This window comes from Nitrospira sp. BLG_2 (genome assembly GCF_049222245.1).
This window is the reverse complement of sequence record NZ_JBLYIG010000139.1, coordinates 1-9909: the sequence shown is the minus strand read 5'-3', so window position 1 is coordinate 9909 and position 9909 is coordinate 1. Positions and strand designations below refer to the sequence as shown.

The window sequence follows — 9909 nt, the reverse complement described above, 5'->3', positions numbered from 1 at the left end:
CCTTCCATGGCGTCGAGCTGGTCGGTTTCGGCGAGCCGCGTTCTCATTGAGCCGACCGCTTGGCGAACCGCCTGCTCATCTTTCAGATTCAATTGCACACCACCGACTTCGGTTTTGTGTACGATCCGATGTGACGCCAGTTTAACGGCGACCGGATAGCCGACTCGACCGGCCAAGATGGTGGCTTGATCGGCGGTCTTTGCAACTCCGCCGGGCTGAACAGGGAGCTTCATCGCATTCAGGACATTTCGTGTTTCTTCCGTTGACAACCAGCCGGCTCCGCGACGCGAGAGCGCATCGGCGCAAATTTGGCGCACGGCGGAAAGATCCAGATCGGCGAAATCAGGAACCACACCGGGCAGCTGTTGCCGCCATTCCCCGTAAGACGCAGCTTTACTGAGCACGAGTGCAGTGGTCTCCGGCAAGTGGTAAGCCGGAATCGTCTCGGTTCGGGAGCTGAACGTACGGTCCCTATCTCCTTCGGCCATCCAACAGATGAGCACCGGCTTGGCCTTTGCACCGGCTTTTCGCCCATTCTCGATTCCGGTGAGGATGCCCTGGACGATTTCGGCCGTGTCCGTCACCATCACGGATATGTACAGTACGATCAGCGCATCGATCTCCTCCGCCGACAAAAGCGCTTCAATCGTCTTGGCGTACTGATCTGATGTGGCGGAGGCAATCAGATCGACCGGATTACCTAGCGCGGCGACCGACGGCAAGAACGACTCGAGCGTCGCCCTGGTCCGGGCGGATAATTCAGGAACGACCAGGTTCCCCGCTTCACAGGCGTCGGTACAAAGAATGGCCGGCCCTCCGGCGTTCGTGATGATGCCGACCCGCCTTCCCGGCGGCAAGGGCTGCGTCGATAGACCGGCAGCCAGGGCCAACATGTCGTCAAGCGATTCGGCGCGAATAACGCCGGCTTGATGAAACAAGGCATCGACCGCCACATCGCTGGCAGCAAGTGCCGCCGTGTGAGAGCTGGCCGCCCTCCGTCCGGACGGAGTGCGGCCGGCCTTCACGGCCACAATCGGCTTACATCGGCTTACACGCCGCCCGATGCGGGCGAACTTTCGCGGATTGCCCAGAGACTCGACATAGAGAAGAATAACTTTTGTGGCGGGGTCTTCTTCCCAATATTGCAACAGGTCGTTCGTGGAGACATCTGCCTTATTCCCGACACTTACAAAGGAAGAAATCCCCAGGTGGAACCGCCGTGCCTCGGCCAGGGTCGCAATCCCGATCGCGCCGCTTTGGGACGACATGGCGGCATGGCCTTGAGGCGGAGACAACATGGAAAAGATGGCATTGAGTTGGACTTCGGGATCGGTATTCACGATTCCGAAGCAATTCGGGCCGATCATGCGCATGCCGTACTGCCGAACTTTCGCGGCCAACTGCTGCTGAACAGCCCTCCCTTCTGGTCCCACTTCCGCGAATCCCGCCGTAATGATGACGCAGGCTCTGATTCCCTTTGCCGCACATTCGTCGATGACGGATGACACAGAGTCTCGAGGAACCGAAATGACGGCCAGATCGACGGGCTCGGGTATGTTCAACACTGAGGCATAGGCCCGTTTTCCCATGATGTCGGTCGCCTTGGGATTGACCGGGTAAACGTCTCCTCGAAACCCGTAGGCCGTCACGGCATCGAGCAGCCGATAACCGATCTTATTCGGATCACGTGATGCGCCGATGACAGCGACGGACCGGGGTCGAAAAAACGGCCGGAGTGACGCTGTGGTGGCCAGCCGTTCTCGGAGCTCGGCGCGAGAGAGGGTCATTTCCGTGGGGATCAATGACAGCTCCACTTCCATGTCGTCTCCCTCGTACGATTCATGGGCGGTAAACCCGGATTCTCGGAAGACTTCGCGCATGGCCAGATTGCCGACGTGAGTAACAGCCCAGAGGCGAGTAAAGTTGTGTCGGATGCCGACTAAAGCCAGTCGTTCCAGCAGCAGAGTGCCCAGGCCTTTTCCATGGAACTCGTCATCCACGGCCATGGCGACTTCCGCCGCCTGTCTGTCCTTCGCCCAGTAAGAACCGGCGGCGATAATGCGGGGCGCGCCTTCCCATACACGCGTCACGACCAGCGTGAATTGCGAATGTGGATTGGAGGAATGACATAAGGCGGCGATGCTGTCCGAAGACGGAAAACTTTCCGAGAAAAATCTGTGGCGTCTCGATTCAGGGGATAACCGACCGATGAACTGTTGCATCATCGGCGCATCGGTCGGTTCAGCCGGCCGAATTGCGGCAGTCGTCCCATCACGCATGATGAGGGAGCCGGCCTCAGTGTGATCGGTCTCCAGGGGCGGGATGTAAAGGGGACGAACGGTTCTCATCGTACTCCGCCGGCTCTAGAGCAAGAAGAGCGGACGCTATGACTATGGCTGGAGGATGTTGGTGGACACACCGATATTATGATGTACGACAACATATCCAGCATCTGCTGATCCGTCAGTTTGCCGAGAAGTCATGCATCGGATATGAGCATGAAAGCCACGATCAGAGCCTTGTTCATCGTTCATCCTTTCATCTCAAGACGAGGACTGGACAGGTCACATGATGCACGACGGAATGGGATACACTCCCCAAGAGGAAACGAGAAAGGCCTGTGCGTCCATGGGAGGCCACGACCACCAAATCTCTGCCCTTCGCCTCCTGCTCAATCGCCGCGGCGGGTTCGCCCGTGGCGACATTCGTGCTCACCGTATAGCGAGCGTTCGAGAGCTTGTCGGCGGTCGATTTGACGAGTTCATCCGCATAGCGCTCCGCGTCCTTCCACCATGTTCCGGTTCCCAACGCCTCATAAGGGTCGCTTACTCCGATCGGAACAAGGGCATGCAGCACGCAGAGCTCAGTAGGATCGGCAAAGGGATGGTGCATCAGCCACTTCGCAATTCGGTCGGCATCGTCTCGATCCTCTATGGCGACGAGCACTCGCCGAATCTTCCGAGCGGCTCCTCGGACAATCAGGACCGGCCGGGTGCCGTGCAGAAGCACCCGATGCGACACACTTCCGAGGACGACCTCGGAAAGACGGCTTCGCCCGCGCGCGCCGACGACGACCAAGTCGGCTGTGAGGTTATCGGCGCTGTCGATGATGAGTTGAGCAGGATTGGCGATTTCATTCACCTTCCTGATCAACGCAACGTCTGACGGGACCATGGCGGCGGCGCGCTCCAGCAGCTGGTTGCCTGAATCGACCATCGCCTTGCGGAAATCATCGTACCCTTGCACGTTGCCTGCTTGGGCCACGACTGGATGGTTCAAAATCCCTAAATCGACACCGTGGACCAGCGTGACGTCGGCTGGATGATAGAGGTGAAACGCCTGGGTGACAGCAGCAAAAGCCTGGTCTGACCAATCGACGCCGATGATGACTCTCATGGCAGGGCCTTTCCTATTTGAATCTCAAAACAGCGGATGAGGCGCGGTGCCGAATGGAAGCACGCGTGGCGATTCGCCCACATTGCCGCGAATGCGCCACGTCCCCTCTTCGAGGACGAGGTAATGTACTTCCTCATGCCAGCTGTCGATGGGAACATACAGACCACTGGTTGTAGATTTAGCCCAGAGATGACCGGTACAGGTTACTTCCAGCGCCACATCCCGGCCCGATCCGACCTTGGCTATCTTCGTGAAGAGATGGGTGCTCGCAATCTCCTGATACTCATCAAAGAGGTCTTTCCATATCTTACGGAGATCGTCTTTTTTGAGCCCGTGGTAGTTATACTGGGGAGAATAGACACCTATGACTTTTTCCAGGTCATGGGCTTTAATCGCTCGTTCAGCCTGCTCAAAGGTGGTGACGACTGCGTTGACCGTGGCTTCGTCGACCTCGATGATCGAGCCGGATAGAGGAACGACGATTTTGGCCTCTGCAGTCCCGATGCCCGCGAGGAAGGAGATGACGGCAAAAAGAAGGGTGATGGTCCAGACTGCTCTTGCTCGCAGAATCACACCTTTATCCTTCTTCTGCCGCCGAACTGGCCCCATGGTCAAGCCGTTAGTCTTCATCTTATCCGAATCCAGGCCACTCGTACAAAACCCTCGAGGTGGTTAGGCCGTTGAGGAATGCGGTCGCTCCTTCCATCCCAACAGCGATTCTTCCGCCAAGTTTAAATACCCCATCACGTCGTGATCACTGACCTGTGCAAAGTCGAGGTAATGGTTTCCAACGGCCCAGAATGGGACCGGCGTGGCAAGGACGATTAATTCATCCACCTGTAGTCGGGCCTCTTGGACGGTCTCCACTGGGCCGACCGGAAGAGCGCCGATCAGGCGGCGTGGTTTGAGGTGTTTGATGGACTCGGCGGATGCGAAAAACGTGGAACCTGTGGCGATCCCGTCATCCACGAGGATGACGATGCGGTCGGTGAGCGCAGGCAGCCGGCGACCCTGTCGGTAAAGTTCCTGTCGGCGGGCGATCTCTTGTTGTTGTGCCTGTGCCAGATCTTCGATTTCTTTACCAGAAAGATTATAGGCGGCGATCGCGTCAGGGTTCACATGGATCGCGCCTGTCTCACCCACTGCACCCAGCGCATATTCGGGATTGTCCGGTGCCCCGAGCTTTCGAGCGATGAAGACGTCCAGTGGAAGATGCAGCCCCAGGCTCAGTTGATAACCGACAGCCACCCCACCTCGCGGAAGTGCCAAAATAATGGCTGTCGGATCGCCACGGTATTGGATCAATCGCTCAACGAGCCGACGACCAGCCTCTTCTCGATTTTCGAACGTCACACTTCTCTCTTCCATTCACTGGACTTACGATATATCAGGCCGCTTGTCACACCGACCCAGATTAAAAACCATCGCCATGAGGATCAAGCTGAGAATGAACAGCAATGATGATGTGACTTACTTTTTCTGACCTCGGGTTGCGATGAATTCCAACCGTTCTCTTTAGGTGATTTTTACTTCCATCGCTTTGGGTTTGGCCTTCTCCGCCTTCGGAAGATGCACTTTCAGCACCCCATCCTTGTACTCGGCATTGACCTTGGATCCATCGGCGTCTTCGGGAAGGGTAAAGCTTCGCATAAAACTGCCGTATGCCCGCTCGACGCGGTGATATTTCTTGCCCTTTTCTTCCTTCTCGTATTTCCGTTCGCCGCTGATGGCAAGGACATCGTCATGGACGTTGATCTTGATCTCTTCTTTCTTCATTTCGGGCACTTCCGCCTTGATCAGGTACTCTTTCTCGTCTTCCGAGATGTCCACCAGCGGCGACCATTCCGCGACAGTGATGGCCTCCTTCTTGTCGCTACCGGTAGGAACCGGTGCGCGCCCGAAGAGGCTCGAAAGTCGTTTCTCCATCTCCTCGATTTCCTTGAACGGGTTCCATCGTGTTGTTGGTTCCCATCTTGTCAGTCCGCTCATGATCAGTGCCTCCTTGTATGATATGAATTGAGGGCCGGAGTCGTATTTCGATATTTGTGCATCGATGGTGCCAATGTTTACGATAGGGAAATTCAGACCGAAATTACAGCGTTCTAGGTTCAATGAAAGAGGAAGGGAGAGGAGTTGTCGCATTACGGGGCAGTGACATCGATGGAGATGTTGCCTCTTTCAACATTCCCAGCAAGTGAATTCGGAGAAGCTCGGTAATCCCCTTGCCGGCCTTCTTGCCTCCGTTGATCTCTCGTAGACAGTGATTGACCATGAGACAAAGAGGCTTCCATGGTTCAACACCAAAACGGGTCGGTTTTTTGCACTCTTATTACCCATGGCAACGTCAAGATTTCACCTCAACGATGCCAACGAAATGGGTTTCAAAAGTCTATGCCGATATATGGTTCAAATCTTTTTCGAAGGAATCAGACGAGAAGGAAAAACAAAGCGAGAGCGGAGGCAGGTCTAGAGAGCTTGTCAACACTTGTTGAGGCCTTGGAGGGGTTTTAGGCTTCTCACCTCCTGGTGAGCCTGCTCACCACCCCAGCGCTCGACCTCGTTTCCCTGAGTGTTCCTCTCACCGAGGCCCCCGCTCAATCATTAGATAACCGTCTTTCGCAAGAAATCAAGGGATGCGGCTGACCGTCTTGACCTTTTCGAGTGTGGGCGGAGAAGCGGCCGCGCGAGATCTAAGCCGATCTGCCGCAGCGTTGGAGACCTACGCGGAGTTGGCGGCAATCAAGCTTGCCGGATGCGACTGATGGGAACGTTCACGAACATATCCGGCTCTCATGTGGATCAACTCACATATTGGTATATGAACCCGGACACGAGTTCAGTCGGCGATCGAAGAGTAACTATGCCGTGACATATACTGTTCTTAAATTTCTTCACCTGCTCGGTCTCACCCTGATAGGGGCCGGTTTAATAGGAGTCTGGTACGCGGATCTTCGCTCCCGACAGGTTCAGGAATTGCTCGTGTTCGCTGAGTCTGTCCGAACCGTAGCGGTCCTGTACGATGGCCTGGTCGTCCCCGGCGCCCTCCTGCTGCTCGGTTCTGGAACGTGGTTGATCGTCACGGTGTATGGAGGATGGGCATTTCTTGGGATGCCGTGGTTGGCCGGAATGGTTTCGCTCTTCGCCTTTGAGTTCATCGAAGGCAACACGATCACGCGGCTTTATTTCATGCGACTTCGCCGCCTTGCAAGAGAAGCGGTCCAGAAGGGCAAGGTGACTGCAGAGTTGGAGGAAGCTCGACGCAGGTACGCGCCCACCTTTACTCATTTCCTCGATATTCCGATTCTTTTCGTCATCGTGGCATTGGGGGCGATGCGGCCGAACAGCTGGGCTCCATTTGTCATTGGGACAGGGCTGGCCCTCGTCGCCGCGGCGATCTTGACCGTCGTGATCCCTCGTCTGTATCCCTTGGAGCTCGGCGAGAATCGGCGTTGAAGTGCCGTTGTCCTATAACAATAGGATCATCGTGAATAAGGAGGGTAGATTATGAATGGAGCGACGGGATGGTATGTGTAGCTCATTGGACGCACATGCCTGAGAATGGCCCGGGAAGAAAAGAGGGAGCCACTATGCTCAATGAGTTCTGGGCCAAACGGGAACCTCGCCGTTAAATTGGCGGCATAGTTGTATACCGCATTTCCAGATTCGGCCGCTCTCGTTGAAGCACTAACAAGTACGGCGTTATGCTCACAGCAGAGGACTACCACTAATGGCTATGCACAATCCTCCTCATCCCGGCGAGTTTATTATCCAGGTCTATCTGGAGCCCAACAATCTGAGCGGCCGCGAACTGGCTGGGAAACTCGATGTGGCTGCTTCAACGCTGAATCGCATTCTTACGAGTACGAGCCGTATCAGCCCTGAAATGGCGCTACGCCTTTCTAAGGCGCTTGGCCGGTCTCCTGAGAGTTGGTTTGCCATGCAGTACAACCACGATCTCTGGCACGCCAAGCAGCATGTGAAGCTCGGCAAGGTCGGGAAATCACTTGAAAGGTTGATGGCGCCGACGCTGTACAGGAGTTACGCCAACGTGCCCATGTCGATCACGAATCGAAATTTTACATCGCCTCGCAAGACTCGTTCATAAGCTTCATTGACCTGCTGGATGGGAATCAGTTCAATGTCCGACTCGATCTGATGCTGCGCGCAGAAGTCGAGCATTTTTTGCGTTTCTTTGATCCCGCCGATGAGAGAGCCTGCGAGGCGCCGCCGCTTGAAAATGAGTGAGAATGCCTGAACGGGAGTCGGCGTCTCGGGTGCGCCCACGAGGACCATGGTGCCGTCCGTCTTGAGGAGGTTCAGATAGGCATTGTAATCGTGTGGTGCGGAGACCGTGTCGAGGATATAGTGAAAGTATCCTTGGAGCTTGGTAAAGGTCTGAGGGTTTGATGTCACGACAAAGTTCGCCGCGCCTAGCCGCTTGGCCTCCTCCCGTTTATTCTCCGAGGTGCTCAACACCGTGACCTCGGTTCCCATTGCCTTGGCGATCTTCACCGCCATGTGGCCGAGGCCACCCAGCCCAAGGACGGCGAGTTTGTGATAACGGCCCACGCCCCACTGACGCAGGGGAGAGTAGGTCGTAATCCCCGCACAGAGCAGCGGAGCCGCTCCCGCCGGTGAAAGCGTCGCGGGCATCCGGAGGACATAGTTCTCGTCCACCACAATTTGCGTTGAATATCCGCCTTGAGTGATTCGACCAGCTTTGTCCTGCCCACTATAGGTCCAGAGAGTGCCACCGTCGCAATATTGTTCCAGACCTTCACGGCAAGCCGTACAAGTTCGACAGGAATCCACAAAGCAACCGACACCGGCTCTATCACCAACCTTGAAGGCTGTCACCGCCGTGCCGACTTGCGCGACGGTTCCGACGATCTCGTGTCCTGGTACCATCGGAAACAGGGAGATTCCCCACTCATTGCGGGTTTGATGTATATCGGAATGGCAAATGCCGCAATGCGAGATCGAGATCAAGATGTCGTGCGGACCAACTTCGCGCCGTTCGAAGGAAAATGGTTGTAGTCTCTCTTTGGCGGCCATTGCCGCATAGCCTTTGGTCGTGAGCATGGTGTTCCCCTCCGCAAGCTGAACAAAAAATATGACCTTAGCAAGTTCATTTCAACTTGCCAATAGCGAATAAAGCGGACTCTGTCATGAACAGGATGGGGCACTGCTTGGAGTGTCTGAGATTCAGCTAGGCGGAGTGAGCATCACTATGTGATCACAGAAGCTGCTACTCGGTCGACGAGCCGTTCTTCAACTTCTCATTTGTCCTCCCCTGATGCTGGTCTCCAGTCCGGGATTTGGAAATAGCCATCTCAGTTGTGAACGGCCCCGACTTGGATGGCCGGATCTATGCGGCACAAGAGCTATTACCTGAACCAACGGTTACGCAAAAGGTTGACGAGATTTTTGACTGGATCATGAGGAGCGGCGCTTGCGGAGGAGCCGCGTTCGGGGCGCGGCTCGCACACAGCCTATGAGCGACTTCGTCGGGCGAGTCAAGACGTGAGGGTCTCCTGCTTCGTGACTCTCGAAGTCTCTACAGAAGTCGGTGCGGAAGACGTGAGGTAGGGGGCGCGGCGGTAATTTTCTGGGAGACCTAACACAATCATGTGGTCGATCAAGGGCTCAACGGCCGGCGTTCGTTTTCCCTCGGCGAGATCGCGCAACGTCTGGGCCTCAATCTCCACCGTTTCCGGCAAGAATGTTTTACACTCGGTATGGTCTTCCTCGAAAAAGCGAGACGGGAATCGACGGTGGAGGGAGATTTTTCTGGATATACCTTCGTCCAGCTCGACGGTATAGAGTGGATTCAGCCCCAGTCGCCCCTTGGCGTGCGGCCAATCGCCAAATGTCGCACCATCATGGAACAGGTCCTGTCGTGAAGAGGCCACTATGGAGAGCAACGGTTTGTGATTGAGATACTCGGTTTCCGGCTGTGTGGCGAGAGGCGGCCCTTCCTTCCGCAAGTAGAGATTCAAAACGTCTTCGTCCGCCACGATTCGGTGGGACAGCCCTCGAAAAAGGGCGTGATAGCCGTCTGGTGATAATGACACGCCATCGTGGGGCATTCGTACACGCTTGTTATGAATCCACGTTAAGATGAGGGGGCCTTCATCCGTGATCCGGCGTAGTTCCTGAACACACGCGTACTTGTTGACGACATAATGAAAGGCGTCGGAGCAATAGACGGCAGAGAAGGTGTTCTCCACAAAAGGGAGACCATTCTCGGAGGAACAGCAGACATATTCTCCCTCCGGCGCAATCCACCGCTTCGCGACATACAGGCCCCAGAAGGCCCGATCTATTCCGATGACGGGCTGTGGATTGGCGTACTGCAGCAGACTTCGGGTGATATGCCCTTGCCCACAACAGAAGTCCAGGATCGGTTTTTGCGGTGTCTGCATCAGGGTGAGAAACGATAAGGCGACCAGGTACCGAGGCTGACCAAAGCGATAGGCGAAATAATTGTAGTGCTCCTTGTTGGAAAAATAG

At 55.6% G+C, this 9909-nt stretch carries 9 protein-coding genes and 1 pseudogene; 3 read left to right on the top strand and 7 right to left on the bottom strand.

Features of this window, described 5'->3' with window-relative positions:
• The 5 genes from ACOSYY_RS04020 to ACOSYY_RS04000 all read right to left on the bottom strand — a co-directional run.
• On the bottom strand, positions 1 to 2348 hold a 2348-nt coding region (locus ACOSYY_RS04020), incomplete at its 3' end, for a bifunctional acetate--CoA ligase family protein/GNAT family N-acetyltransferase (protein ID WP_421660983.1).
• 190 nt (positions 2349 to 2538) lie between these two features.
• Positions 2539 to 3396 (bottom strand): universal stress protein, encoded by an 858-nt coding sequence (locus tag ACOSYY_RS04015; protein ID WP_421660982.1) that lies wholly within the window; start codon positions 3394 to 3396, stop codon positions 2539 to 2541.
• A gap of 24 nt (positions 3397 to 3420) precedes the next feature.
• Positions 3421 to 3969 (bottom strand): hypothetical protein, encoded by a 549-nt coding sequence (locus ACOSYY_RS04010; RefSeq protein ID WP_421660981.1) that lies wholly within the window; start codon positions 3967 to 3969, stop codon positions 3421 to 3423.
• 99 nt (positions 3970 to 4068) lie between these two features.
• Complete coding sequence (locus tag ACOSYY_RS04005; RefSeq protein ID WP_421660980.1) at positions 4069 to 4749, bottom strand: phosphoribosyltransferase; 681 nt, start codon at positions 4747 to 4749, stop codon at positions 4069 to 4071.
• Between the two features lie 162 nt (positions 4750 to 4911).
• Positions 4912 to 5385: an Hsp20/alpha crystallin family protein gene (locus tag ACOSYY_RS04000; protein WP_421660979.1), complete on the bottom strand. Its 474-nt coding sequence runs from the start codon at positions 5383 to 5385 to the stop codon at positions 4912 to 4914.
• Between the two features lie 644 nt (positions 5386 to 6029).
• Here ACOSYY_RS04000 and ACOSYY_RS03995 point away from each other — a divergent pair.
• From ACOSYY_RS03995 to ACOSYY_RS03985, 3 genes and pseudogenes are all read left to right on the top strand, one after another.
• A complete protein-coding gene (locus ACOSYY_RS03995; RefSeq protein WP_421660978.1) occupies positions 6030 to 6158 on the top strand; it encodes a hypothetical protein in 129 nt (42 codons plus the stop codon).
• 103 nt (positions 6159 to 6261) lie between these two features.
• Complete coding sequence (locus ACOSYY_RS03990) at positions 6262 to 6849, top strand: DUF2269 family protein (protein ID WP_421660977.1); 588 nt, start codon at positions 6262 to 6264, stop codon at positions 6847 to 6849.
• Positions 6850 to 7123: 274 nt separating this feature from the next.
• Positions 7124 to 7396 (top strand): annotated as a pseudogene (locus ACOSYY_RS03985) (HigA family addiction module antitoxin); the annotation flags it as partial.
• A gap of 38 nt (positions 7397 to 7434) precedes the next feature.
• Here ACOSYY_RS03985 and ACOSYY_RS03980 read toward each other — a convergent pair.
• Positions 7435 to 8478 carry an NAD(P)-dependent alcohol dehydrogenase gene (locus ACOSYY_RS03980; RefSeq protein ID WP_421660975.1) on the bottom strand — a complete coding sequence of 348 codons (1044 nt, stop codon included), beginning with the start codon at positions 8476 to 8478 and terminating at the stop codon, positions 7435 to 7437.
• A 434-nt stretch (positions 8479 to 8912) separates the two neighbouring features.
• The coding region (locus tag ACOSYY_RS03975) for a class I SAM-dependent methyltransferase (RefSeq protein ID WP_421660974.1) at positions 8913 to 9909 on the bottom strand (997 nt) is incomplete at its 5' end.